This is a genomic window from Pseudobutyrivibrio sp. (assembly GCF_015057185.1).
GTDB lineage: Bacteria > Bacillota > Clostridia > Lachnospirales > Lachnospiraceae > Pseudobutyrivibrio.
In genome coordinates this window covers 1-24,022 of record NZ_SVEV01000016.1, presented here as the reverse complement: position 1 = coordinate 24,022, position 24,022 = coordinate 1, and the positions used below count along the sequence as shown (strand labels likewise).

At 38.3% G+C, this 24,022-nt stretch carries 29 protein-coding genes; 8 read left to right on the top strand and 21 right to left on the bottom strand.

Features of this window, described 5'->3' with window-relative positions:
- Positions 1 to 40 precede the first annotated feature (40 nt).
- Complete coding sequence (locus E7276_RS07945; RefSeq protein ID WP_294216005.1) at positions 41 to 1,030, bottom strand: HD domain-containing phosphohydrolase; 990 nt, start codon at positions 1,028 to 1,030, stop codon at positions 41 to 43.
- Between the two features lie 99 nt (positions 1,031 to 1,129).
- Here E7276_RS07945 and E7276_RS07940 point away from each other — a divergent pair, with 99 nt between their 5' ends.
- Positions 1,130 to 1,711 carry an Hpt domain-containing protein gene (locus E7276_RS07940; RefSeq protein WP_294216002.1) on the top strand — a complete coding sequence of 194 codons (582 nt, stop codon included), beginning with the start codon at positions 1,130 to 1,132 and terminating at the stop codon, positions 1,709 to 1,711.
- Between the two features lies 1 nt (position 1,712).
- On the opposite strand, the gene E7276_RS07935 is transcribed toward E7276_RS07940, so the two are convergent.
- From E7276_RS07935 to guaA, 9 genes are all read right to left on the bottom strand, one after another.
- On the bottom strand, positions 1,713 to 3,062 hold the full coding sequence (locus E7276_RS07935; RefSeq protein WP_294215999.1) for an ABC transporter substrate-binding protein: 1,350 nt from the start codon (positions 3,060 to 3,062) through the stop codon (positions 1,713 to 1,715).
- Between the two features lie 11 nt (positions 3,063 to 3,073).
- Positions 3,074 to 5,545 (bottom strand): response regulator, encoded by a 2,472-nt coding sequence (locus tag E7276_RS07930; protein WP_294215997.1) that lies wholly within the window; start codon positions 5,543 to 5,545, stop codon positions 3,074 to 3,076.
- Positions 5,546 to 5,635: 90 nt separating this feature from the next.
- Complete coding sequence (locus tag E7276_RS07925) at positions 5,636 to 6,511, bottom strand: aldose 1-epimerase family protein (RefSeq protein WP_294215996.1); 876 nt, start codon at positions 6,509 to 6,511, stop codon at positions 5,636 to 5,638.
- Between the two features lie 19 nt (positions 6,512 to 6,530).
- Positions 6,531 to 7,013: a GNAT family N-acetyltransferase gene (locus E7276_RS07920; protein WP_294215993.1), complete on the bottom strand. Its 483-nt coding sequence runs from the start codon at positions 7,011 to 7,013 to the stop codon at positions 6,531 to 6,533.
- 57 nt (positions 7,014 to 7,070) lie between these two features.
- The gene (locus tag E7276_RS07915) at positions 7,071 to 7,595 is read right to left on the bottom strand and encodes a cysteine hydrolase family protein (protein ID WP_294215991.1); all 525 of its coding nucleotides are present in this window, start codon (positions 7,593 to 7,595) and stop codon (positions 7,071 to 7,073) included.
- A 199-nt stretch (positions 7,596 to 7,794) separates the two neighbouring features.
- Positions 7,795 to 8,625, bottom strand: coding sequence for a deoxyribonuclease IV (locus E7276_RS07910; protein WP_294215988.1), 831 nt, complete (start codon positions 8,623 to 8,625; stop codon positions 7,795 to 7,797).
- 28 nt (positions 8,626 to 8,653) lie between these two features.
- Positions 8,654 to 9,007: an arsenate reductase family protein gene (locus E7276_RS07905; RefSeq protein ID WP_294215985.1), complete on the bottom strand. Its 354-nt coding sequence runs from the start codon at positions 9,005 to 9,007 to the stop codon at positions 8,654 to 8,656.
- 98 nt (positions 9,008 to 9,105) lie between these two features.
- A complete protein-coding gene (locus E7276_RS07900; protein ID WP_294215983.1) occupies positions 9,106 to 9,984 on the bottom strand; it encodes an SPL family radical SAM protein in 879 nt (292 codons plus the stop codon).
- 177 nt (positions 9,985 to 10,161) lie between these two features.
- The gene (guaA, locus tag E7276_RS07895) at positions 10,162 to 11,709 is read right to left on the bottom strand and encodes a glutamine-hydrolyzing GMP synthase (RefSeq protein WP_294215980.1); all 1,548 of its coding nucleotides are present in this window, start codon (positions 11,707 to 11,709) and stop codon (positions 10,162 to 10,164) included.
- A 145-nt stretch (positions 11,710 to 11,854) separates the two neighbouring features.
- Here guaA and E7276_RS07890 point away from each other — a divergent pair, with 145 nt between their 5' ends.
- From E7276_RS07890 to E7276_RS07860, 7 genes are all read left to right on the top strand, one after another.
- Positions 11,855 to 12,355, top strand: coding sequence for a hypothetical protein (locus tag E7276_RS07890; protein WP_294215978.1), 501 nt, complete (start codon positions 11,855 to 11,857; stop codon positions 12,353 to 12,355).
- 96 nt (positions 12,356 to 12,451) lie between these two features.
- Positions 12,452 to 13,843, top strand: a complete 1,392-nt coding sequence (trkA, locus tag E7276_RS07885) for a Trk system potassium transporter TrkA (RefSeq protein WP_294215975.1) — start codon at positions 12,452 to 12,454, stop codon at positions 13,841 to 13,843.
- Between the two features lie 6 nt (positions 13,844 to 13,849).
- A complete protein-coding gene (locus E7276_RS07880; RefSeq protein ID WP_294215967.1) occupies positions 13,850 to 15,349 on the top strand; it encodes a TrkH family potassium uptake protein in 1,500 nt (499 codons plus the stop codon).
- Positions 15,349 to 16,002 (top strand): hypothetical protein, encoded by a 654-nt coding sequence (locus E7276_RS07875; protein ID WP_294215964.1) that lies wholly within the window; start codon positions 15,349 to 15,351, stop codon positions 16,000 to 16,002. Before E7276_RS07880 ends, E7276_RS07875 begins: the two co-directional genes overlap by 1 nt.
- Before the next feature lie 35 nt (positions 16,003 to 16,037).
- On the top strand, positions 16,038 to 16,640 hold the full coding sequence (locus E7276_RS07870) for a cytidylate kinase-like family protein (protein WP_294215961.1): 603 nt from the start codon (positions 16,038 to 16,040) through the stop codon (positions 16,638 to 16,640).
- 32 nt (positions 16,641 to 16,672) lie between these two features.
- Entirely contained in the window at positions 16,673 to 17,542 is an 870-nt protein-coding gene (locus E7276_RS07865; RefSeq protein ID WP_294215959.1) for a patatin-like phospholipase family protein, read from the top strand.
- Between the two features lie 107 nt (positions 17,543 to 17,649).
- Positions 17,650 to 18,294: an orotate phosphoribosyltransferase gene (locus tag E7276_RS07860; RefSeq protein WP_294215957.1), complete on the top strand. Its 645-nt coding sequence runs from the start codon at positions 17,650 to 17,652 to the stop codon at positions 18,292 to 18,294.
- Positions 18,295 to 18,408: 114 nt separating this feature from the next.
- Here the strand turns inward: E7276_RS07860 and dhaK are convergent, their stop codons facing one another.
- From dhaK to E7276_RS07805, 11 genes are all read right to left on the bottom strand, one after another.
- Entirely contained in the window at positions 18,409 to 19,404 is a 996-nt protein-coding gene (dhaK, locus tag E7276_RS07855) for a dihydroxyacetone kinase subunit DhaK (protein ID WP_294215956.1), read from the bottom strand.
- A 126-nt stretch (positions 19,405 to 19,530) separates the two neighbouring features.
- The gene (gene dhaM, locus E7276_RS07850) at positions 19,531 to 19,923 is read right to left on the bottom strand and encodes a dihydroxyacetone kinase phosphoryl donor subunit DhaM (protein ID WP_294215953.1); all 393 of its coding nucleotides are present in this window, start codon (positions 19,921 to 19,923) and stop codon (positions 19,531 to 19,533) included.
- Positions 19,924 to 19,942: 19 nt separating this feature from the next.
- Positions 19,943 to 20,563, bottom strand: coding sequence for a dihydroxyacetone kinase subunit DhaL (dhaL, locus tag E7276_RS07845; RefSeq protein ID WP_294215951.1), 621 nt, complete (start codon positions 20,561 to 20,563; stop codon positions 19,943 to 19,945).
- A gap of 210 nt (positions 20,564 to 20,773) precedes the next feature.
- Positions 20,774 to 21,004 (bottom strand): hypothetical protein, encoded by a 231-nt coding sequence (locus tag E7276_RS07840; protein WP_294215947.1) that lies wholly within the window; start codon positions 21,002 to 21,004, stop codon positions 20,774 to 20,776.
- A 9-nt stretch (positions 21,005 to 21,013) separates the two neighbouring features.
- Positions 21,014 to 21,721, bottom strand: a complete 708-nt coding sequence (locus tag E7276_RS07835; protein WP_294215943.1) for a hypothetical protein — start codon at positions 21,719 to 21,721, stop codon at positions 21,014 to 21,016.
- A gap of 78 nt (positions 21,722 to 21,799) precedes the next feature.
- Positions 21,800 to 22,093, bottom strand: coding sequence for a hypothetical protein (locus E7276_RS07830; RefSeq protein WP_294215938.1), 294 nt, complete (start codon positions 22,091 to 22,093; stop codon positions 21,800 to 21,802).
- The gene (locus E7276_RS07825; RefSeq protein ID WP_294215933.1) at positions 22,084 to 22,311 is read right to left on the bottom strand and encodes a hypothetical protein; all 228 of its coding nucleotides are present in this window, start codon (positions 22,309 to 22,311) and stop codon (positions 22,084 to 22,086) included. The genes E7276_RS07830 and E7276_RS07825 overlap by 10 nt, the downstream gene beginning before the upstream one ends.
- Positions 22,312 to 22,319: 8 nt before the next feature.
- The gene (locus tag E7276_RS07820) at positions 22,320 to 22,619 is read right to left on the bottom strand and encodes a hypothetical protein (protein WP_294215929.1); all 300 of its coding nucleotides are present in this window, start codon (positions 22,617 to 22,619) and stop codon (positions 22,320 to 22,322) included.
- 25 nt (positions 22,620 to 22,644) lie between these two features.
- Entirely contained in the window at positions 22,645 to 22,788 is a 144-nt protein-coding gene (locus E7276_RS07815) for a hypothetical protein (RefSeq protein WP_294215925.1), read from the bottom strand.
- Between the two features lie 26 nt (positions 22,789 to 22,814).
- On the bottom strand, positions 22,815 to 23,075 hold the full coding sequence (locus E7276_RS07810) for a hypothetical protein (RefSeq protein ID WP_294215922.1): 261 nt from the start codon (positions 23,073 to 23,075) through the stop codon (positions 22,815 to 22,817).
- 17 nt (positions 23,076 to 23,092) lie between these two features.
- Positions 23,093 to 24,022 (bottom strand): reverse transcriptase domain-containing protein (locus tag E7276_RS07805; RefSeq protein WP_294215918.1); only part of this gene is annotated, 930 nt, incomplete at its 5' end.

Here is a 24,022-nt window from a genome sequence, read left to right as displayed (position 1 = left end):
TTCTTCCTATTGTAAATACTCTATTTCAATGGATATTAGTTTATGATATTGTGTTTAACATTTCAAGCATGATATCCGCAAACTTTGGATCAAATTGACTTCCTTTTCCCTTTTCAATTTCACCTCGAACTACCTCAAGTGGAAGCGCCCCTCTGTAGCTTCTAGTACTGGTCATGGCATCGTATGCATCTGCCACTGCAATGATTCTTGCCTCTTCAGGAATGTCTTCACCGGATAGTCCTTCTGGATATCCCTTGCCATCATATCTTTCGTGATGCCATTTGGCTCCTGCTGCAAGCTCAGGCATTTCCTTTATGTTACCAAGAATCTTTCCACCAATTCCTGGGTGCTTCTTTATTTTTGCAAACTCCTCATCTGTAAGGCGACCAGGCTTATTAATCACTTCATCGGGAACTCCAATTTTCCCTACGTCGTGAAGTAGCCCCATCATAAAAATCTGTTCCTGACGTTTCTCGTCATATCCATATCTTTTTGCTATTTCCTTAGAATAAGTAGCTACTCGTCCTGAATGACCTTTTGTGTAATTATCTTTAGCATCAATGGCATCTGCCAGACTTTCCACGACATGTAGAAAAAGATTCTCATTCTCCCGTGTTTTCTCCTCTACCATGTCCTCAAGATTTCTCTGGAGTCTTACTAGCTCAACAGCATGTTTAACACGAAGCACAAGTACACTGGCAACAAATGGCTTTCTAATAAAATCCATTGCCCCAAGGGAAAGTCCCTTTGTTTCAGTGTCTTCATCTTCATTTCCAGTTAAGAAAATCACAGGAGTGTCTCTCCAGCTGCCCTCACACTTTTTTAATTCCTTAAGTGTCTCAAAACCGTCCATCTCAGGCATACTAATATCCATCAAAATAAGGTCTGGTGCCTGATTATCTTTTATATACTCTAGGAGCGCTTTTCCGGATTTCAAAACCACCGCTTTAAGTCCCGCACTTGTAAGAGTATTCCAAGCTCTTTTTAAAATTATAGGATCGTCGTCTATAACTACAATCTGTGGAATCATTTTAACCTCCCCGATGACAATTCCTTCTATGCAATGATATTTTACACCTGTTTATACCTCATTTTAATAGTGGTATACTCAAAACATGGAGGGCCATCTATGAACATTAACATTCCTGGTATTGATATTGAAAAAGCTATCAAAAACTCTGGTTCTAAAGAACTCTTTATTGAACTTCTTGGTGATGTGTACAAACTTATGGATGACAAAATTAACCTTGTAGAGACTTACCTTTCACAGGAAAACATCCAAAACTACACTATAGAGGTACATTCTCTCAAAACAACCTGTCGTATGATTGGTGCCATAAGCCTTGGTGAAGAATTCTTTAATCTAGAAAAATTAGGCAAGGACAATAATATTGAGCAAATTAAAGCTCTTACTCCAGGTGTCTTAAATACCTTCAAAGCATTAAAGCCTTATCTTGCACCATTTGCTATAAAGGGCCCTAATATTAATATCAGTTTTGACAGGGCTGAAATAACAGCCACATTAAATAAGCTCATCAAGGCTGTAGATGATTTTGACCTAGGTACCGCTGAGGATGCAGCCAAGCAGCTTCTTTCTTACAATTGCACCAAAGAGCTTTATGCACAAATAACAGCCTTAGACAAGCTTGTTTCCAATCTTGACTATGACGAAGCAAAGGAGCTTGCCCTAGAAATACAAAAACAGCTCTAAACTACTCCGTTGGTATTGTGCCATAATTAGCCACTGCTTCATCCACAGTCATTTCGCCATTTACAACTGCGTAGGCTGCAGCTCGATACTGTTTTACAGTAGTATCAAGAAGCTCTATGTCTCTAAAATTAATGGTTCTATCCTCTGGAAATTCCGCTAATGAAGCATAGACTTCATCCACTGAATAGTCCTTGGTAGGGGGTATAAGTCTTTTTTCTTGTGCCATAAGTCCGAGCTCATCTTCACTTGTTAGGAACCTAATAAACTCATTGGTCATATCAAGATTTGAGCTGTTTTTATTTACACAGAATAATATGGAAACTGAATCCATATAATAACCCCCATCATCTCCTGAAGGTGCAATATAAAAACTATACTTGAAAGGATTTGCAGCAAAGGCTTCCGACTGACCTTCACGTTTTTTTGTTCCAGAAACAACATCTCCAGAACATAACATCATTGGAACATCCCCTTCAAAAAATCTCATAACAACCGCATTGTAATCATCCTCGATTTCCTCAGTACATTTTTCTATATCTATACATCCAGAATCCACAAGTTCTTTTAAACGTTCAAGAGATACTCGCATAGCTTCACCAGCTGAAGGAACAAGATTATTTAAATCGTCCTCGACACTTTTGTCTTCCTTCACTGTTTTTGCAAACATAGGATAGCCAAAGCTATAGGCAATACCCGGTGTTGTGGTTGTATTTGCTCCCATTAATGGAGATTCATAGCCTGCTTCCTTTAGCTTTTCACATACAGCCTTTAATTCTTCAAAAGTTGTAGGAACCTCAAGTCCTTCTTTTTCAAAAATGTCCATGTTAACAAGCATTCCACAGGATGTGGCAAATACTGGAAGTGTCAGTATTTCTCCGTTATCCATTTCCCATTTTAAGCCTGAACGGATGCAATCTAAATTGATATCTAGTTTAGGATCTGAGAGCACCTCTGCTCCATCAAATAAAGGAGTAAATTGTTCATCACCATACATCCATGGCTGAACAACATAAATATCAGGTGGCTCCTGCCCTGCTAGTGCCGGTCCTATTGTATTTCTGTAATCATCAAGGTATGTATACTCAATCTCTCCATTTGGATACACTTCATAGAATTTCTCGATAGTGATTTCCAGGGATTCAAAATTGGAGTAGCTTCCAACCACAGATACCTTATATTCAGTATCAGATGAAAATTTAGGAGAAAAAACAGTTGTTGTCTCCGCTTCCTTTACACCGTCACATATGTTCTCCATTTGGTTCTGATTTTCATTCTGACCACAGCCGACTGCACTAAATATCAACATTGCTACAAGAGCTTTCGAAAAAAATGTCTTAATGTTTTTTTCCATGCTCGCTCCTTTCAAATGTGACCAAAACGTTCATTAACCAGTGCATAAACGTCCTCTAGGCTCATCTCCTTAAAATGCCCTGTTAGGACTTTTTCTTTATCCATATTAGCAAGCTCCGGCAGTTGAGAATCCATTAGTATTAAATCAGCTTCATGATTCTTGAAATATGCCAAGGCCTGTTCTGTAGATTTAACTACCACCACTTCATACAGCTCTGACAGCTTTTCTTTTATCCTTCGCAAATAATCAATATCCTCGTCAATTACAAGAACGCTGTATTTCCTTGCCGGTTCATTCTCTGGCGTCTTTACTAGGTCTGTGGATAAATAGTTTAAAAGCATACTCTCTAGCCTGCCGGTATCAATAGGCTTTGTAAGATAGTCATCAAAGCCTGCTTTTATATACATTTCCCGCATTCCAGATACCGCATTTGCGGTAAGGCAAATAATTGGGGTGCTTTGGTTTGGAGTATCTTCACACTCCTTCATTTCCTTTATGGTTTCGATGCCATCTTTATTTGGCATCATATGATCCAAAAAGATTACATCATAAAAATTGCGCTTATAAAGAACAATTGCTGAGTCTCCACTATCGGCTGTATCTATTTGCATCCTTGTTTCCCTAAGCAGATTTACAAAAACCTTTAGATTGATTTCATTATCATCAACCACCAGGATTTTCGCTTCTGGAGCAACAAAGGATACCTGATATTGTTCTCTCTCCATGAGATAACGTTTAAAAGCAGCTTCAAATTCACCAAGTGGTTCCCATTTCACAACCTTTTGCTTTAAGTCAAAGGAAAATGTAGAGCCTTTGCCATACTCACTTTCCACCTGAATTTTACTATCCATCATGTTAAGAAAGCTTTGGGCAATAGCCATTCCAAGGCCTGTACCTTCAATATTTCTATTTTTCTTTTCCTCAATTCTTTCGAAGGCAACGAATAGCCTATCAAGATCTTCTTTTTTGATTCCTACACCAGTGTCTTTTACATTGACATGTAGCATTACGTAATCATCATCACATTTAGTGCTATTGATGGAGAAAACAACGCTACCTTCCTTGGTGTATTTAACAGCATTGGAAAGAATATTAATAATAATCTGTTTAATTCGTATTTCATCACCGTGCAAACATATTGGAATATTGTTATCCACATCAAGCTGGAAGTTTAGTCCTTTCTCATCCGCCTTTCGCTGAACCATGTTTACTATATCGTTTAGTAAGGAAACAAAATTGTAGTCCACATTAATGACTTCCATCTTTCCTGCTTCAATCTTTGAAAAGTCGAGAATATCATTAATAATTCCAAGAAGTGTATTCCCCGCAGCCCTAATGTTTTCTGCATACATGAGAATACTATTATCCCTACTATCCCTTAGAATCATTTCATTCATGCCAATTATGGCATTCATTGGAGTCCTAATATCATGAGACATAGTTGATAGGAAATATGATTTAGCTTCATTTGCCTGATTTGCAGCCTTAGCAGCAATTGTCAGCTTGCGATTAAAATTACGGAGAATGATTAGATTGAAACTAAGTAAAATCACAAGTCCCAGTGTTACAATTCCCAATATTGTCCAATCAATTGATCTGCTCACAGTTAATTCAGCTGCAGGAATATAAGCCACAAGAAACCATGAATCTAAATTACTTAAAGGAGTGTAAGAAATAACACAATCCTCATTCTTAGAATTTCGAATATGCATGGTACCTATATCTGTACGAATGGTATCAACAGCCTTGTTATATTCCTGAGGCGACATAGGATTATATGATTTGAAATATTCAAAGAAATTACTGTTTTTCAAGGATTTGCCATGAATCATATAGTCCCCATCCCAGTCAATCAAAGATATTTCCACATTCTCATACTCACCCTTCAAAAAAACAAGCTTCTGCTCAAGTAGGCTTACTGGTACCACGCGAATGATAAGGCCTTCTCTCAGCGCTCCTGTTTCAGCATCTATCACCTTTACATTATTCAAAAATGCAATAGATTGCACGCCGTTTAAAGGATTAGTATACGCCCTTGTTAAATTTACCTTACCATTTACATTACTAATCTCAAGGTTGTCAAAAATAGCAATATTGGAATAATTCACATTAAAATCCGACGGATTTGTTGATCTGGCGGTGGTAGACAGTCCCGCCATAGAACCGTCATCTATATAAATTAGATGACCTGATATTTCAGGAGAAATTTTTGCTTTTCGAATATAAGAAATGGCCTCATCTACAGTCATTGGAGTGCCGTCATCAGCAGACCCATTAATGTAATTAGCCCAAATGTCGCACAAATGCTGCTCGTCCTCTAAATAATTGGCAACTATTTGCTCTGTTGTTGTTGTCATTTTCTCAAAAGACGCAATTGAAGCAAGGTTTGATTCTGATGCCCTATCATTTGCATATTCAGCGATAATGAAAAGAATCAACCCTACTATCAGAATATTGATGATAACAATATATCTTTTCTTCAATTCCCGCCCTCTGTAAAATGCTCAACAATTTACACATAATGTACAGATTAATTATAGCATTTAACGTATATCAAATTTGTTAAAAAACTTTTAAAATACCTGGATATCAAAGCTTACCTGGAATATATCTGTAATTCCTAACATATTTCCATATTCACGTTCCTCTAATTTTTGATTAAAACCTACTCTATCACATCGTCCATACCATGGCTCAATACAAACAAATGGTGCATGCTTTCCTACTGGAGACCATACTCCAAAGAGTGGTGCATCAAACTTTACAGCAAGCACATCATTGCCATTGTCATCAACAAGTGTTACTTTGTCTGATTGTCTATCCTCGATAATCAGAGCATCACGGCTGAAAAGCTCATCTGACATGCCAAGTACTCCGTTATCAAGATCGAATGTTTCCTGTTCATTGCTAAGACAGCCGCTGCCATCACCTGCGATGATATTTGCTGTAACCTTAGAATTAGGCTGGTCATCTTTTTCAAATCTGAGTGTATAAGTATCTAAATCACAGTTGAATGCTGGATGACCACCAATTGAGAAATACATAGTTTCTTCGTTTGGATTTTCGACCTTCCATTCAACATTTACAGTATCGTTTTCCAATCTGTAAGTAATTATAAGAAGAAATGAAAATGGATATTTCTTTCTTGATTCTTCGTTATCTTTAAGTAAGAAAACAAGCTCGTTTTCAGTCTGTCTGCCCAGCATAAAATCCATATCTCTGGCAAATCCATGCTGTCCCATCTCATATGTCTGTCCCTTGAATACGGACTTTTTCTGATAATAGTTTCCTACAAGTGGGAAAAGCACTGGCGCTGTACGTCCCCAGTATGAAGCATCTGCCTGCCACATAAGCTCCTTGCCATCAGCTTTTCTAATAAGTGATTTAATCTCAGCTCCATGTTCTGAGGCTGTAAGCTTTAATTTGTCATTTTCTATTGTGTAATTCATCGTTATCTGTCCTTTCAATTTATAGTTCCATCTCATAGCAAAGCATTGGTTGCTCGTACAACTCACATTCCCCAACCTTGTTAAACTTAAATGCTGAATAGCATTTAAGCGCTTTAAGATTATGCCTATTTACTAGGAAATGAAGGCTCTTATAGCTTCTATTTTTTAGCTCTTCCAGGCCCTTTTCAATCATCTCTTTAGCCAAGCCTTTGCCTTGGCAATCCGGGCTAACCGCAAGCCTTGAAAGCTCTCCGCCTGGCTGTAACTCGGATGTCCAACACTCTAAATTATTAACAGAATCATCGTCATCTATTGAAATAGCAGCAATTATCTTGCCATCTTCTCTCATTACAAACAAAGCATCCCTAGATAAATCAAAATCTATCTCTTCCATTGTAGGATAGTATTCATTCCAAGGGCAATACTGCCTACCAAGCTGTGATTTATAAAGTTTAAGAATTTCGTCTTTATCTTTTTCTGTCGCTTTTTCTATTATTCTCATGTTAGTCTCCATTCTTTATAGACACATTATGTCATCTTGCATCAGTTCAATCAGTAATTACTTTTTCAATATACGCTCTGCATCCTGGGTAGATACACAGTCGGCAAACCTCTTTGGCCACATCATCTCATTATAATATCTATATGTAGTTTCAGCATTCATGTAATCATTGTCAAATGTTGAATTGCATCCAGTTGGTACTATAACCTTATAGCCTCTATCAAAAGCAGACTTTACTGTTGCATCTATGCAAAAGTTGGTCTGAAGCCCCACTATCATAAGTTCTCTTGTGCCAGTCTGCTGTAAATACGATACAAAATCTGGATTTCCAAAGCAACTATTTACAGTCTTTGTAAAAATCCTCTCATTACCTAGTGGTGCAACCTGATCTGCTATTTCATAGTCCTCATCACCTACAGAAAATCCTGTACCTGGACCGTCGTCATGCTGTACATAAATAACCTCTACATTATTATCACGAGCTGTCTGTATCAGCCTTGATGTGTTTTCTATAAACTCTTTATAATTGTATAATCTCTCGTCTGTAATTCCTTTTTGTACATCAATAACTAATAGAACCATTATTAAATCATCCCCTTTACATTCATACATCCAGTAAGCATTTTATCTAACAGTCGTCTTATATACAACACAATAAAGAAAAGTGTCGTTTTTTACGAAACAACACTTAGTACTTCTATATGTTTTACTTTTTTACAAAACTTTCTATGGCTCTTAGTGCATTAAATCAATTTATAAATAAAACTCATCATCTGCTATCTCAAGACATCCAACTATTTACAATCGCTATTTCTTCTATATATCCTGCATCATCGTTTGGTGTTTCCAAAATAAATGGAAGATTTTGAAGAACAGGATGTGTTGCAACTCGTTTCATTGCTTCCATTCCAATACATCCCTGCACAAGCTTCTCGTGACGATCCTTTGCCGCACCACATTCGTTTTTACTATCGTTGAAATGTATTGCCTTCAATCTATCCAAACCGACAATTTTATCAAACTGAGTAAGAACACCATCAAGGTTATTTACGATATCATATCCACCATCCCATACATGGCAGGTGTCAAGGCAAACACCTAACTTATCGCTAAGCGTTATGCGGTCTATAATCTCTCTTAATTCCTCGAAAGTTTTACCTACCTCTGAGCCTTTACCAGCCATAGTCTCTAATAACACTGTAGTGTGCATGTCTTCAAATAAAGCTGCATTAAGTCCATCAGCAATCTGCTGAATACCAGTTTCTACTCCTTGCCCTGTGTGGGAACCAGGATGGAAATTGTAGTATTGATTTGGAACCTGTTCCATTCTCTGTAAATCCTGCTTAAGCATATCAAGAGCGTTTGCTCTGGTCTCTAGTTTTGCTGAACAAAGATTCATTGTGTAACTAGCATGTGCTACAAGGGTCCCGAACTTTTCTTTTTCAAGAATCTCCTGAAGCTTTTCAACATCTTCTGGCTCTATATCCTTTGCTTTTCCACCACGTGGATTTCTTGTAAACCAAGCAAATGTGTTTCCACCAAAATCCACCATCTGGCGTCCCATTGCTTCATATCCATTTGTCACTGACAAGTGACAGCCTATGTATATCATTTATTACCTCACTATATCGTTTGATTTTCTATTTGAGAGTCTGAGTCCACTCTGCTTCCTTGAAGCCTAATAAAACAAAGTCTTCCCCTATTACAAGAGGACGCTTTACAAGCATTCCATCCGTTGCCAATAGATTAAGCTGCTCATCCTCACTCATATCTGGAAGCTTCTTTGATAATTCCATTCCCCTATAGAGTTGTCCACTTGTATTGAAAAATTTCTTAAGTGGCTGACCACTTTTTTCATAAGCAACTTTTAATGTCGTCTTGTCCGGATTGCTCCCTTTAATATCTATGAGCTCATATTTGATTTTATTATCATCAAGCCACTTCAATGCTTTTTTGCAAGTAGTGCATCTTTCATAACAATAAACTTTAATCATTGTCTTAGCCCTCCACATTTTTTTAGTATAATAAACCTCATAATTGTTACATAGCAAAGCCATACGCCAGCAATTCCAAAATTCTTCCCTGCATAAGATTATAGCAAATCTAGAGTTAGCTGTTCATATTTCTCCGGCAAGTCATTCAAGTAATTAAAGCAGTCATTAGGTTTATAAAGAATATTATGAGCTTCACATGTGTCCTCAAATATGCTCATTAATTTTTTGCTGTTAGGGCTTGGTACATTATAGGAATTGCCATAAGTTTTAATGTATTTTTCTTTCAGTCCAGGGAAATTTCTATCCAAAGCTTCATAAAAATATTCCCTGTCGCCTTCCCTCAAAGTCACTCCCATATCAAAGCAAATAATCCCCTTCACCCCCACACGAATACATTCCTTAAGTATCGCATTTACGTTTTCTTCATTATCATTTATAAAAGGAAGAATTGGAGTCAGCCAAACCACTGTTGGAATGCCGCGCTTTTGCATCTCCTCTAGCACCTGTATTCTACGTTTTGTATTGCAAACATTTGGCTCTATGATTGCGCACAAGCCATCGTCAAAAGTGGTCAACGTCATCTGTACTACCGCCTTTGCCTTCTGGTTGATTTCATCCAAAAGTTCAATGTCTCTAAGAATTCTGTCTGACTTTGTCTGAATAGCTATGCCAAATTCATATTTTGAAATGATTTCTAGGCACTGTCTTGTGAGCTTTAGTTGCTTTTCACAATGCATATATGGATCTGACATGGCACCTGTGCCAATCATACATTTCTTTCTTTTAGATTTGAGAGCAGCCCCCAAAAGCTCTGGGGCATTCTGCTTCACCTCAATATCCTCAAAGGCATGGGTGAACTGATAGCATTTGCTTCTGCTATCGCAATATATACAGCCATGTGTGCACCCACGGTATATATTCATACCGCAACAACCATTATTTGCAGTTAGTATCCCCTTCGCATTTACGAAATGCATTCAACCCCTCCAATGTCATTGATTCATATATTACTATCACATATCCAACTATTTTTATACTAACACATATTTTAACAATTTAACGGATATGATCTAATTTATCCAATTTTATTGTCACTAGATAATAAAAAAGACCTGAGGACATTGAATTTTCAATGTTCTCAGGTCGATTAAGTTTTATTCCATCTCTACAGTTCCAGGTGGCTTAGATGTAAGGTCGTACATTACGCGGTTAACACCCTTAACCTCGTTGATGATACGGCTCATTACACGCTGAAGTACCTCAAATGGAATCTCTGAAGCTTCTGCTGTCATGAAGTCGATAGTCTCAACTGCTCTAAGGACTACTGCGTAGTCATATGTACGCTCGTCACCCATAACGCCTACGGAACGCATATTTGAAAGTGCTGCAAAATACTGATCTGGCAATTTCTCAAGACCTGCTTCTGCAAGCTCTGTACGATAGATATAGTCAGCATCCTGAACGATACGTACCTTTTCTGCTGTTACCTCACCAATGATACGGATTCCAAGACCTGGGCCTGGGAATGGCTGGCGGAATACAAGGTATTCTGGAAGACCGAGCTCAAGACCAACCTTACGAACCTCATCCTTGAAAAGATTGCGAAGTGGCTCAATGATTTCTTTGAAATCAACATAATCAGGAAGACCACCTACGTTGTGATGTGACTTGATAACAACTGACTCACCACCAAGTCCAGACTCAACAACGTCAGGATAAATAGTACCCTGAGCAAGGAAGTCTACTGTACCAATCTTCTTGGCTTCTTCTTCGAATACACGAATAAATTCTTCGCCGATGATTTTACGCTTTTGCTCTGGCTCTGTAACTCCAGCAAGCTTTGCATAATATCTCTCAGCTGCATTAACACGTACAAAATTAATATCAAATGAACCATTTGGACCGAATACGCCTTCTACTTCGTCACCTTCGTTTTTACGAAGAAGACCATGGTCTACAAATACACAAGTAAGCTGCTTTCCAATTGCCTTTGCAAGAAGTGCCGCAAGGACAGATGAATCAACACCACCTGAAAGGGCAAGAAGTACTTTGCCATTGCCAACACGCTCACGAATCTCACCGATTGTGTGCTCAACAAAAGAATCCATTCTCCACTCACCTGATGTGCCACAAATGTTGCGAACAAAATTAAATAAAATGTCCTTACCCTTAACTGTGTGAAGAACCTCTGGGTGAAACTGAATGGCATAAAGCTTTTTGTCCTCGCATGCAGCTGCTGCAACTGGACAATCTGCTGTGTGTGCTATGATTTCAAAATCAGGAGCGACTTTGCTTATGTAGTCAAAATGACTCATCCAAACAATAGTAGACTTTTCAACACCTGCAAATATAGAATTTGTAGCACCATCAATAAATGTTTCAGTCTTTCCGTACTCACGAACTGGAGCTTTTTCTACTTTGCCTCCAAGAAGATGCATCATAAGCTGTGCACCATAGCAAAGACCAAGAACTGGTATTCCTAACTCAAAAAGTTCCTTTGTGTAAGTAGGTGCTCCATCCTCATAACAAGAATTAGGTCCACCTGTAAGGATAATACCCTTAGGATTCATTTCTTTGATTTGATCAATAGGGGTGCGATAAGAATAAATCTCGCAATAGACGTTACACTCTCTGACGCGACGAGCAACCAGCTGGTTATACTGTCCGCCAAAGTCAATAACAATGACTTTTTCCTGGTTCATTAGACACTCCTTCTAATAAATGACTATTAAAATTTTCTCTAATATAGTATAAATTTAGCTTTTCTTCAACTGAAAATATTAACAATTTAACATTTTCTTACGATAAATTATAAAGATAAGTGAAACTTTTTATAAGGAGTTTTATATGAGTTTAAGTATTACAAATTCACTGACATTACGTGTTTATTATAATAACTACAATTCACTGGTGAAGACTTCTAATCGTAAAGACGCTACCACAGGCACTCTGTCAATGGCAGATGCCAGTGCACTTCGCAATGCTGTAAGAAAACTTCAAGATTTTGATTTTGAAGAGGCGTCTGAAAGCCAAGTACAAGAAAAACTAAAGGCTTTTGCAGATACTATTAACTATACTATATCGTCTGCGCAAAAATATGGTTCAAACAATACCGCAGTCAAAAATGCCGCCAATAATATAAAAAATCTCAACGCACAATACGAAAGTGAGTTAAAGAAAATAGGTATAAGTATTGATAGCGATGGCACGCTTTCTGTATATGATTCTGCAGCCAAAAACTTCAAACGAGAGAGGTTTACAAAGTTCTTTGATAAAGAGAATCAGTACCTAAATGATTTATATACAAATGCTAGGAAAATAACAAGAAAAGTGGATGTTAGAATATAACTTGCACTTTTGCCTCTTTTAGACTAAATTATGATATGGATGATTTTGTGCTAAAGCAATTTCTTCCCAATAGTATAAATAATTGGAGGCAATAAAATGGCTTTTGGTAAATCCTCAAAAAAAAGAGGACTTAAAATAATTATCGTAGGTTGCGGAAAAGTTGGACGCACCCTTGTTGATAGACTCTCCAAAGAAGGACACAATATTGTTGTCATCGATGAAAATCAGGATCGTATTGACAATCTTACAAATCTCTACGACATAATGGGCATTCAGGGAAATGGTGCCAGCTACAGCACTCAGGTTGAGGCTGGTATTAATGAGGCCGATCTCATTATTGCCGTTACTAACTCTGATGAGCTTAATCTTCTCTGCTGTACTATTGCGAAGCAGGTAGGTGATTGCGCATCTATCGCTCGAGTTAGAAATCCAGACTATTCAAAAGAAATTTCATACCTTCAGGAAAAGCTTGGTCTTGTAATGATTATTAATCCAGAGTTAGAAGCTGCAAGGGAAATATCATCTATTCTCTCACTTCCTTCTACTCTTGAGGTTTCTTCATTCGCCCATGGGCAGGCTGAAATGGTTGAATTTAAAATAGAGGAAGGAAACATTTTGTCTGGTCTTGCCATAAAGGATTTATCACAGGCTATTTCCAGCAAAGTGCTTATTACTGCAGTTAAGCGTGGCTCTGATGTAATTATTCCTACTGGTGAATATGTTTTACAGGCAAATGATATCGTATGTGCTGTAGGTGCTAGACGTTTTGCCCGTACATTCCTTAATGAAATTGGTTTCAAGACTCGTCAGGTAAAGAACTGCCTTATCGTAGGTGGTGGCAAGGCTTCGTATTATCTTGCAAAGCTACTGCTTCAGGCAAAAATTGACGTTAGTATTATTGAACGCAGTAAAGAGCGCTGCGAAGAGCTTTCTACTGTTCTTCCAAAGGCAACTATTATAAACGGTGACGGCGGCGATGAATCACTTCTTAGAGAAGAAGGCATCGAGTACGCAGAAGCCTTTGTTCCACTTACTGGAATTGACGAAGAAAACATTATCTTGACCTTATATGCTAACCAGGTCAGCAATGCAAAGGTTGTTACCAAGGTTAACCGTATCAACTTCGATAATGTTTTATCACAATTAAACCTTGGTTCTGTTGTTTACCCAAGACACATTACTGCAGAATCAATTATTGCATATGTTCGTGCCAAGAGTGCGTCAGGAGACGGTGATGATATTCTTACCCTCTACCACCTTTTCGATCAAAAGGTAGAAGCTATTGAGTTTAATATTAGCGAAAAGTCACGAGCAGTTGGTGTACCATTTTCTGTTCTTCAGTTTAAAGATAACGTACTTATTGCATTTATCAACCGTAACGGAACTATCATTATTCCTAGCGGTTCAGATACAATTGAAGTTGGCGATACTGTAATGGTTGTAACAACTCACACTGGCTTCGGCACAATATTAGATACATTGAGGTAATCGGACATGAATAATTCCGTAATTCGATTTATTTTAGGATATGTTGTAGGCTTCATGGGCCTGTTTTTGACATTACCTATAATAGTCGCATTTATTTATCATGAAAATGTTTGGTTTGACTATGCTCTTGTTGCTTTTCCATGCTTAGTTCTTGGAATACTTAACAGCTACTTCAAGCCTAAAAAGTTTTCTTTCTACTTAAAAGAAGGTTTCTTCTGCACTGGTGCTTCTTGGGTAGTATTATCTGTAATCGGCGCTATTCCACTTTGGCTTACTGGTGAGATTCCTAACTACATAGATGCTTTATTTGAATCAGTTTCCGGATTTACTACTACTGGTGCTTCTATTTTACATAACGTAGAGGCTCTCAGCCATGCATCATTGTTTTGGCGAAGCTTTACACACCTTGTTGGTGGTATGGGTGTATTAGTATTCTTGCTTACTGTTATACCTTTGGCCGGAGGCGACGGTTCTCAGTTCAATCTTATGAAAGCTGAATCGCCTGGTCCTTCTGTTGGCAAGCTTGTTCCAAAGCTAAAAAACACAGCACAAATGCTCTACTTAATATATCTTGGACTTTGTGCTGCTGAAATAATACTTCTACTTATAGCAGGAATGACTCCATTCGAAGCGATAAATACTGGTATTGCTACTGCAGGTACAGGAGGATTTGGTATTTATTCTAGCAGTATCGGTGGCTTCAATGTTGCCTGCCAATGGATTGTAGCAGTCTTCATGTTTATATTTGGTGTCAACTTTAACTTTTACTACTACATTCTTTTCCATCATGCCCGCACAGCCTTTCGTATGGAAGAGGTTAAAATGTATTCCTTCTTAACTGCACTTTCCATCGGTATCATTACCGTAAATACGTTAAGCTGTAGCGCTGGATTATTTGATGCACTTACAAAAGCTGCATTCCAGGTTACTTCAATCCAGTCATCAACTGGTTTCTCTACTGCAGACTTCGCTCAGTGGCCTCAAACCAGCCGATGCGTTTTAGTTTTACTTATGTTTATTGGTGCCTGCGCTGGTTCAACAGGTGGTGGTATCAAGGTTTCTCGTTTTGTTTTAATGGGAAAGGCTGTGCACAAAGAACTTATTGGTTACATTCATCCACGTAGCGTTCGTAAAACAATCATGGATGGCAAGCCAGTTAACCATGAGACAATTCGTTCAAACAACGTATTTTTTGGTACATTTATGCTTATATTCTTCGTAAGTGTATTTATACTTTCCTTTGAAAACCTTGATTTTTCTACAATATTTACAGCGGTTATTGCCACAATGAGTAATATCGGTCCAGGACTTAGCCTAGTTGGTCCAGCTGAGAATTTTGCATTTTTCTCATGCCCTTCAAAGCTTGTTCTAATTTTTGATATGCTAGCTGGTAGATTAGAGTTATTCCCTATTTTGATGCTCTTCCATCCTACTATCTGGAGAGACTTATTCACTACTTATCACTATAAGACACCTAAAAATGCTGGAAAGATAATGAAAAACTAATGAATACTACTATTATTAAAATGACTGATGCTTACGAGTATCAGTCATTCTTTAAAGAAATAAATAATTGCTCTATAGTTGATTGCAGAGACCTTGAAGGCACTCGTTGTTATTTGGATGACTCTGCAAAAGAAACTATTATAGAACGCATAAAGGAATTCCCATCTGAAGGAATTCACTTCATCGATTCTGGAAACTACCACTATCTGAGCCTTCTATGGCTTAACAAAATCACTACCCCATTTAGCTTAGTTTTATTTGATCATCATCCTGATAATCAGCCTCCTAGTTTTGGCGATATTACCTCCTGTGGTGGATGGGTATTAGAAGCTACGGAAACCCTTGAAAATCTTAAAAATGTATTTACATTTGGTGTAGGTAATGAGATTCCTGCAAAAGATATTCCAACAGATTTACCTATTTATATTTCAATCGATAAAGACGTACTTTCTGAGAAATTCGCAATTACGGATTGGGACCAGGGCACTATGTCCTTGGATGAAATGATTTCTATACTAAAAGAATTATTTTCTGCAAGGAAAATTATTGGTGTGGATATATGCGGCGATTCAGGAGAAAATGCCCATTTTGCCTATGATATCAATAATCAGACAAATAGAACTCTTTTTGACTTTTTATCGGAAAAATTTTAAACTATAGGTAAGAAAAAAGATTGGAGGGAATCACTATGTATCCAGTAATTACAATTAGTAGAGAATTCGGCAGCGGCGGACATAGCATAGGCGAGGCTGTAGCAAAACAGCTAAACATTCCATTCTATGACGGGGAAATAGTTAATAGGGTCGCTATCGAAAGCGGATATGCAAAAGAGCTTATAGAAACCCAAGGTGAATACACATCTTCTACAGCAATGTGGTTTGATATTTCAGCAGCTGGCACAATGTACTTCCAAAGCCCACAGGATGAGATTTTTATCGCACAGAAAAAAGTCATTCTTGATTGTGCTAGTAAGGGGCCTTGCGTAATTGTTGGTCGTTGCGCAGACTACATCCTCAGAAAAGAAGGTGTTCGCTGTATGAATGTAATGATTCATGCCGACATGGAGCACCGTAAAAAACGTGTCTTAGAAAGATATGAAAACATCGAGAATGTTAGTATCGAAAAGCGACTTGCCAAGAAGGACAAACAAAGAAAAACATATTACAAATATTACACAGACAAAACATGGGGTGATTTTAGAGAGTATGACGTTATCTTAGATAGCGGATTACTTGGAGAAGAAATGTGTGTAAAAACCATTTGTGATTTGGCTACAAATTACCCAGAGTAACAAAATTTTAGGCTTAATATAAGGACATAATAATGAAAAAAGGACTAGTTATGGAAGGTGGCGCAATGCGTGGAATGTTCACCTGCGGTGTCATTGATGTATTAATGGACGCAGGGATAGCATTTGATAGTGCTATTGGAGTTTCCGCAGGCGCCACTTTTGGTTTAAATTACAAATCAAAGCAGGTGGGACGCCCACTTAGATACAACAAAAAATATTGCAATGATAAGCGTTATGCAAGTCTTCATTCACTTTTTACCACTGGCGATGTATATAATGTAGATTTTTGCTACAATACGCTTCCATACGAGCTTGATATTTGGGATACTGAGACCTTCTACAATAATCCAATGGATTTTTATTGTGTTGTCACTGATCTAAATACCGGCGAGGCTGTATATCATAAATGCGATAATGTGGATTACACTCCAGAAGGGGCTGATATTCAGTGGATAAGAGCCTCAGCATCTATGCCTGTAGTCTCTCGCCCTGTAGAAATAGATGGCGGCATATACTTAGATGGTGGAATGGCAGATTCTATCCCTCTGAAATTTATGGAAAAACAAGGTTGCGACAAAATATTAGTCATTGAAACACAGCCAGCTGATTATATTAAGAAGCCACAAAAACACATGTGGCTCATTAAATTAAAGCTTGGCAAATTCAAAAACATGATTAAAACAATGACTAATCGCTATAAAGTATATAACGAGCAAAAAGCCTATGTTAAATCCAGAGAGGAATCTGGAAATGTTTTTGTTATCAGACCTGAAGCACCTCTTAATATTGGTGCCACAGAAAATAACCCAGATGAACTTCAACGTGTATACGATATTGGAAGAAGGACTGCACTAGATTGCCTGGATAAACTCAAGTCTTATTTGGGATATGCTGTTGAATAGATATGTAGGATTATTGAAAAAATGATTTTTTTCAATAATCTATGCTATACTGTAAATATAATATTGGTTAGGAAACACTTTTTAATATTAGCATTGGGGGGCTTATTATGTTAAAAGAGTACACTAAGATTCCGGCACCATTAAATTCTGAAGTAGCACTTAAAATTATTCCAGGACACTTCGCTACAAATCACTCACATATCACCAACTACATGGAAATTGGTACAATGAAAACTCGTTGTAACGAAGCCCAAGGAGTTGCTCAGCTTTTAGCTATGCACTATTCAGTATCTACACCTGTAGATACAATCGTTTGTGCCGACGATATGGAAGTTATCGGTACATTTCTAGCACAGGAGCTTACAAAAGCTGGCGTTGCTAATTACAATCAGCACAAAACAATTTATGTAACCTCTCCTGAGCTTACATCCACAGGCCAAAGCATTTTCCGCGATAATATGCAAATGGCTGTCCGTGATAAAAATGTATTGCTACTATTCGGTTCACTTAGCACCGGTCGTACGGTAGAAAGCTTAGCAGAATGTGTAAAGTATTACGGAGCTAAAATCAGTGGTGCATGTGCAATTTTCTCAGCAGTTGATACAGTTCAGGATATTCCTATCACTGCAGTATTCCACGATCAGGATATTCCAAACTATCAGTCATATCCTCTTCATGATTGCCCACTTTGCAAGCAGGGTGTTCCAATTGATGCAATCGTTAACTCATTTGGATATTCGGAATTACGATAAATAAAAAGCCAACTGTTACGGCAACAAGCCTGAGTGTTTCTCAGCTCAACAAAATGTTTTGCTTGAGAAACCCCAGAGCTTGTTACCTACAGTTGGCTCTTATTATATTTTTCGTTAAGCCTGTACAAAAGCTGGTGTATCAGCAGGTGCATCAAGCAATTTCTTAAGTTCATCATCAACCTTAAGAAGGGTAATTGAAAATCCTTCCATATCAAGAGATGTCATATAGTTTCCTACTAAAGTCTTAGCCACTTTGATTCCCTTTGAATCTAACACATCCTTAATATGTTTATTTGCAACAAACAGCTCCATAAGAGGAGTGCCACCCATGCCATTAACCATAACAGCTACTTCATCTCCAGAATTATAAATGCCTTCCGCAAAAATCTTGTCCAAAAGTTTATCAGAGATATCATTAACTGTGCTGATTTTCTCACGGTTAACACCAGGCTCACCATGGATACCAATTCCGATTTCAATTTCATCTTCTGCTAAATCAAAGCTAGGCTTTCCAGCAGCAGGAACTGTACATGCGTCAATAGCCATACCCATTGAACGAACATTCTCAATTACTTTTTCTGCTACTCTCTTAACATCTGCAAGAGAACCGCCTGCCTCTGCACATGCACCAGCAATTTTATGAACAAGAATAGTACCAGCAATTCCACGACGTCCTGTTGTCCATGTACTATTTTCTACTGCAACATCATCTGCTGTAATTACCTGCTCAACTTCAATCCCTTCATCTCTAGCCATGTCAGCTGCCATTTCAAAGTTCATGACATCACCAGTATAGTTTTTAATTACAAGAAGAACTCCTTTGCCGCCATCTGCAGCCTTAATAGCCTCATATACCTGATCAGGTGTTGGAGAAGTAAATACAGCTCCTGCAACGGCACCATCAAGCATACCCTTACCAACATAGCCACCGTGAGCTGGTTCATGACCACTACCACCACCAGAAACTAAAGCAACCTTGCCCTCAGAGCCACCAGCTCTAACAACAACATCAAAGCCATCTAATCTACGTATATACTGTGGATAAGCTGCCACCATTCCCTCAAGCATTTCATCAACAATGTTGTCTACACCATTAATTAATTTCTTCATAATTTAACCTCCTCCTAGTGATTAAATACTCTCTGTTACGCTATCAAACCTAGTGTCATCTACAGTCACTGCAGGTTCCTTCCTGTAAAACTAGAGTTTGACAGCTACAGAAATTTTTACTCATTATTAATTAATTTTATTTACGCCACGAGTGTCTTCAGCTGCTTTTAAAACAGCATCAAAATCGCTTCCAACCATAGCAGTTACTGCTGCTGCGATTGTCCCCTCAACAAATGGAGCATCTGCCAATTGAACTCTTATTCCCTCATCCTCAAGCAACTCAATGGCTGTCTCGGAACTCATTACCCCACTTCCAAGATCTGCCAAAACAACTACTCCATCCCCATCATTAGCCTGCTTGATTGCTTCGGAAATACGAATTGCATCTGTGCCTATGGACTTATCTTCCAAACCACCTGCCGCAATGATTCCATTATGTGTAGGTGCAATTTCTGTAGTCAAATCCTTCAGACCTTCTGCTATTTTCCAGCTGTGTGAAACAATAACTAATCCTACCATGACTTTCCCCCTTTACATACTAACCCTTTACAAAATCACGAATGGTCTCTAGTGTCATAGTAAGTGATGTTGCTCCTGGATCCTGATGACCAATACTCCTCTCACCTAGATAGCTTGCACGTCCCTTTGTTGCTGCAATTGTTTTAGTGTATTCTACACCCTCATTTGCTGCTGTACATGCTGCATCTAAAGCATCAGCAAAACTTGCTCCCCCAGCAAGCTTTTCTGAAAATGCATCTGTAGCTGGCATCAAGGCATCAAGCATAGTCTTTTCCCCTTTGACTGCTTTACCTCTCTTTTGAATGCCTGCAATTGCCGCTTCTAATCCTGATTTAAAATCCTCACCAGTTACTTCTGATTTGCCCGCAAAAACTTTGGCTGCTTCCATATACGCAGTACCATAAAGTGGACCTGAAGCTCCACCAACTGTAGATAAGAGAGTCATGCCTGTTGTCTTTAGGACTGCTCCTATATCTGTCTGGTCAGATGGAACTTTTTCGATAACTGCCTGAAAGCCACGCGCCATATTAACGCCATGATCTGCATCACCGATTTCTCGGTCTAAATCAGTAAGAAAATCTTTGTTGTCGATTATTTTCTCACTTATAGCCTTCAAGCAATCGTAGATTCTTGTAGACATAAAAAATTCCCCCTCCTTCTATAAATGAATGTTAACCTCATTATAACACTCATTTCATAAAAGAGAGAGAGAATTTTCAACATATAATATTAATCTGGGGTTAATTTCCTAACTTGGCAAAATCGCATTAGTTATACCTGTTTTAGACACATATGATAGAAAAACGGTGGCGCTGCCCAGGATTAACCTAAGTAATGCCACCGTTCTATATTACGCAATTGCGTACTTCTTAAATTCGCTCTCAACTCTTCTTATATCGTCTTTTGTAGCTTCTCCATGATAGAGTCTCAACCACCATTCGCAGGTTTCTGCATTTTGATTGGTGGGCTTTAAAAATAGCTCAGTTTTTAATTGGAATATCTTGTACAACGGGAACGCGGTATTTAATGATATCTGCCTTGAATCTGATACCATATGCCTTATTGCGATGAACTTCTCCATTTTTTCTCCTTATGCTTTAATAAGCTTACCGTTCTTTAGTAAGTTCAAAAGAGTGGTATTTTGTGAAGCTTTGCCACTATAGTTTGATATGCCATTTGCTACGGCTATCTTCTTTCTATGTGTGTATGATGTATCTTTCTCTCCAACGGCTGCCAAAGCAGTAACTAGCGACGAACTTGTGCCAGTGTATTTAGCATAATAGCTTGTGGACGATGTCGCTGTTGTTGTCGTAGTTGTTGTCGTAGTTGAACTAGCAAGTGCAGAACCTTTTACGACTAGAAGGTATGTAAATGCGCTAGCTCTACTAGCCCATGTTGACACAGTCAAATCACTAGCTGTTGACTTTGCCTCGTAGATTTTAAGGTCTGCACCAACATAAGCGACATGGCTAGACTTCCAAAGAATCATACCCTCTTGAGCATTTGCTTTTGACACACTCAATACTTTAACTGCTGTAGATTTAAGTTGAGCAGAGCCCATATCAGATATGCCTAAGACATCACAGATAAATCCACTACAGTCAATTGCGTAATATCCCTTATCTGCATCTTTTAAAGCTTCTGCTTTAAGGCTGGCTGTAAATACACTAGGGTATTTAGCAGCAAGCTTATTGACTAGGGCTGTGGTGTACAATTCTCCCTTAGCTCCATACAGATACCTATACTTCCCGCTAACCATTGATTTGGCAAGTGCTGTTGCCTGTGCTACTGTATTCATTTTTTGTCCTCTCTTTCTAAAACTAAAAACGGTTGCAGACACACCAATTGTGCTCTGCAACCGTCAACGTTATATAAATTATAAAAATAATTGTTCGATGGTCTCTTTGACTTTATCGTATCCAACCATCGCCGATAGCCACGTGGCCAATCCCATCAGGAATGCGTATATAATATAATCAATCACAAACGACATGTGGTTTAGCATGAAGTAAATCAACATTCCTACGAATCCCACTACAAAAGCCACAATCATTACCACAAGATTGTAACCTTTAAACGAATCTGGGATCACCTTCTTTAATGCTTCTGTTACCAGCGATGTTACTGTTGCAAAGAACAATAGCAGCGCTAAAAAAATAATTACTGACATTCTTCGTCTCCTCCTTCTGGATCATCTTCTCTTCTGTTCTTTTCTTTGGTGGTCTTTATCCACCCCAAAACACTAAACTCACCCGTACATGCTGCGAATACACATGTTATGAGTGTATCTGGTACTGAGTCTTTATATAAAAAGATCACAATCATTAAGATTGTGAACAGAACCAGCCCTAATCCTAAGGCTATCAATATCTTATTGCTAGTCTTCATACTCTCACCTACTTTGTTGGTAATTTCATGACCTCATTGATAATCTTTTCTGCAGTACCGTTGCCACCTAATTCTTTATAGGGGATATATAAGTAGTCGTAGAGGTTTTCATACTCATCTTTCGTGATATAACCCCGTTCAATGTAATGCTCCCCTAGGTAGCATATTCTGTCATGCCCTAAGCCTTTTAACATCTTACTTTCCGCGCTGTCCTTATTCCCTTTATTTTGGAGCGTATTCTGCAAAAAGCTCCAAAATCCTGTTGATGCAAATATTGCCACTATTATTGTCGTAACTATTGTTGTCATTTCATTCATCATCCTCCATTTTTTATTATAGTTGCAATTCGTTAATTTCATGTAGTCGTTGTTCTTCGGCTTCGATGCATTTGTACTGAGCAAGCTCATCAATTAGCTCACTACATAATTTCGACAGTCTCTCAACGATGTCACATAATTCTAGTAATCTCTCTGCCATTATTAATCCCCGCTATAAAAAATCTATTAAGACTCCGTCTTAACCAATTCATCAACCTGATTGCCTTCAAGCTCATTGATTTGGTCTCTTACTTTTTGTCTTTCCGCCGCCAGCTCATCTAAATCGTATGGATCATCGTAACCGAGTGCTCTATACTCCATTATTTTAGCCAGCTTCCAATCTCCTATTGGGGAATGGGGTGATGATAGCTGTAGCTTAAGCTCTGCTATCTGGTTACTTGTTGAGTCAATTTCTGTACTCAACTCTGTGGTTTCTTCATTTGCCATTTTGATTCCTCCTTTGTTTATGGTAAATAACCAAAAAGTTCTTTAAAAAGCTTGTCAGTTGTCTGAACTGCTTTCCAGTTACTATACATAGGCTTGGCATTCTTGCTCTGCTTGTTACGGCATCTCATAACATGACCTCTCCAGGAACGATATTGAGCCTCAATTGTTTCCATCGTCAGCTCTTGAGCATCGAGTTTCTTTTTGAATTTCTTGAGCTTTTTTCGTTCTCTGATGAACGTCTTTGCCGTATACGAGCGAGGAACCTTGCCTGTTTCTGTTAGGTGATACCTAACTTTTAGAAATACAAAAGGCTGGTTCAGTTTGACCAGCCTTGTCTTTCTCTCGTTTATATGCAACTTCAATTCTTTTGCTATTGCCTTTATGCCTTCAAATACATCAAGTAAGAATTCTTTATCGGGGTGAAAGATGTAAAAATCATCATTGTATCGGCCATACTCAGTACAGCCTCGGACTATCTTTACATAATTATCGATTCTAGTCGGGTAATATACTCCTGCTATCTGCGACAGCTCCGAGCCAATACCTACTGACTTATTGATATAACGTTCAGGTCCTTGTTTTGGATTTCGATAATATTTATTCGAGTCATAGACTCCATTCTTGCAAAGCTCAAACTCTTCGTCTGACAGTTTACTTCCATCTATCTTATATGCATCAAGAATGAGCTGCACTTCTTTCAGTACCTCTTCGTCTTTGATTACTCTTCCCATCTCTTTGATGAGCAACTCGTGATCTATATTATCAAAGTACTTCGAGAAGTCACTGAACAATGCATATCCTTCGTTGGTTCCATACCTGGCATAATATCTTTTCAGGTGTACCACTACTCTGTCTCTCTGCATATCAATCCCTCTACCTTTGAGGCTTGCGCAATTGTCATAGATGAGCTTCTTGCGTAGCTCTGGTATTAATATTTCTTTACAAAG

What these genes read in the sequence shown, in the direction of transcription:
- dhaM (WP_294215953.1), bottom strand. Translation starts at nt 19,923, where the DNA reads ATGGTAGGATTAGTTATTGTTTCACACAGCTGGAAAATAGCAGAAGGT.
- trkA (WP_294215975.1), top strand. Translation starts at nt 12,452, where the DNA reads ATGGCTTTTGGTAAATCCTCAAAAAAAAGAGGACTTAAAATAATTATC.
- E7276_RS07880 (WP_294215967.1), top strand. Translation starts at nt 13,850, where the DNA reads ATGAATAATTCCGTAATTCGATTTATTTTAGGATATGTTGTAGGCTTC.
- E7276_RS07820 (WP_294215929.1), bottom strand. Translation starts at nt 22,619, where the DNA reads ATGACAACAATAGTTACGACAATAATAGTGGCAATATTTGCATCAACA.
- E7276_RS07825 (WP_294215933.1), bottom strand. Translation starts at nt 22,311, where the DNA reads ATGAAGACTAGCAATAAGATATTGATAGCCTTAGGATTAGGGCTGGTT.
- E7276_RS07840 (WP_294215947.1), bottom strand. Translation starts at nt 21,004, where the DNA reads ATGGAGAAGTTCATCGCAATAAGGCATATGGTATCAGATTCAAGGCAG.
- E7276_RS07920 (WP_294215993.1), bottom strand. Translation starts at nt 7,013, where the DNA reads ATGAGAATAATAGAAAAAGCGACAGAAAAAGATAAAGACGAAATTCTT.
- E7276_RS07860 (WP_294215957.1), top strand. Translation starts at nt 17,650, where the DNA reads ATGTTAAAAGAGTACACTAAGATTCCGGCACCATTAAATTCTGAAGTA.
- E7276_RS07910 (WP_294215988.1), bottom strand. Translation starts at nt 8,625, where the DNA reads ATGATATACATAGGCTGTCACTTGTCAGTGACAAATGGATATGAAGCA.
- E7276_RS07925 (WP_294215996.1), bottom strand. Translation starts at nt 6,511, where the DNA reads ATGAATTACACAATAGAAAATGACAAATTAAAGCTTACAGCCTCAGAA.
- E7276_RS07875 (WP_294215964.1), top strand. Translation starts at nt 15,349, where the DNA reads ATGAATACTACTATTATTAAAATGACTGATGCTTACGAGTATCAGTCA.
- E7276_RS07815 (WP_294215925.1), bottom strand. Translation starts at nt 22,788, where the DNA reads ATGGCAGAGAGATTACTAGAATTATGTGACATCGTTGAGAGACTGTCG.
- guaA (WP_294215980.1), bottom strand. Translation starts at nt 11,709, where the DNA reads ATGAACCAGGAAAAAGTCATTGTTATTGACTTTGGCGGACAGTATAAC.
- E7276_RS07935 (WP_294215999.1), bottom strand. Translation starts at nt 3,062, where the DNA reads ATGGAAAAAAACATTAAGACATTTTTTTCGAAAGCTCTTGTAGCAATG.
- E7276_RS07835 (WP_294215943.1), bottom strand. Translation starts at nt 21,721, where the DNA reads ATGAATACAGTAGCACAGGCAACAGCACTTGCCAAATCAATGGTTAGC.
- E7276_RS07830 (WP_294215938.1), bottom strand. Translation starts at nt 22,093, where the DNA reads ATGTCAGTAATTATTTTTTTAGCGCTGCTATTGTTCTTTGCAACAGTA.
- E7276_RS07940 (WP_294216002.1), top strand. Translation starts at nt 1,130, where the DNA reads ATGAACATTAACATTCCTGGTATTGATATTGAAAAAGCTATCAAAAAC.
- dhaL (WP_294215951.1), bottom strand. Translation starts at nt 20,563, where the DNA reads ATGTCTACAAGAATCTACGATTGCTTGAAGGCTATAAGTGAGAAAATA.
- E7276_RS07915 (WP_294215991.1), bottom strand. Translation starts at nt 7,595, where the DNA reads ATGGTTCTATTAGTTATTGATGTACAAAAAGGAATTACAGACGAGAGA.
- E7276_RS07870 (WP_294215961.1), top strand. Translation starts at nt 16,038, where the DNA reads ATGTATCCAGTAATTACAATTAGTAGAGAATTCGGCAGCGGCGGACAT.
- E7276_RS07905 (WP_294215985.1), bottom strand. Translation starts at nt 9,007, where the DNA reads ATGATTAAAGTTTATTGTTATGAAAGATGCACTACTTGCAAAAAAGCA.
- E7276_RS07810 (WP_294215922.1), bottom strand. Translation starts at nt 23,075, where the DNA reads ATGGCAAATGAAGAAACCACAGAGTTGAGTACAGAAATTGACTCAACA.
- E7276_RS07890 (WP_294215978.1), top strand. Translation starts at nt 11,855, where the DNA reads ATGAGTTTAAGTATTACAAATTCACTGACATTACGTGTTTATTATAAT.
- E7276_RS07865 (WP_294215959.1), top strand. Translation starts at nt 16,673, where the DNA reads ATGAAAAAAGGACTAGTTATGGAAGGTGGCGCAATGCGTGGAATGTTC.
- E7276_RS07945 (WP_294216005.1), bottom strand. Translation starts at nt 1,030, where the DNA reads ATGATTCCACAGATTGTAGTTATAGACGACGATCCTATAATTTTAAAA.
- dhaK (WP_294215956.1), bottom strand. Translation starts at nt 19,404, where the DNA reads ATGAAGAAATTAATTAATGGTGTAGACAACATTGTTGATGAAATGCTT.
- E7276_RS07900 (WP_294215983.1), bottom strand. Translation starts at nt 9,984, where the DNA reads ATGCATTTCGTAAATGCGAAGGGGATACTAACTGCAAATAATGGTTGT.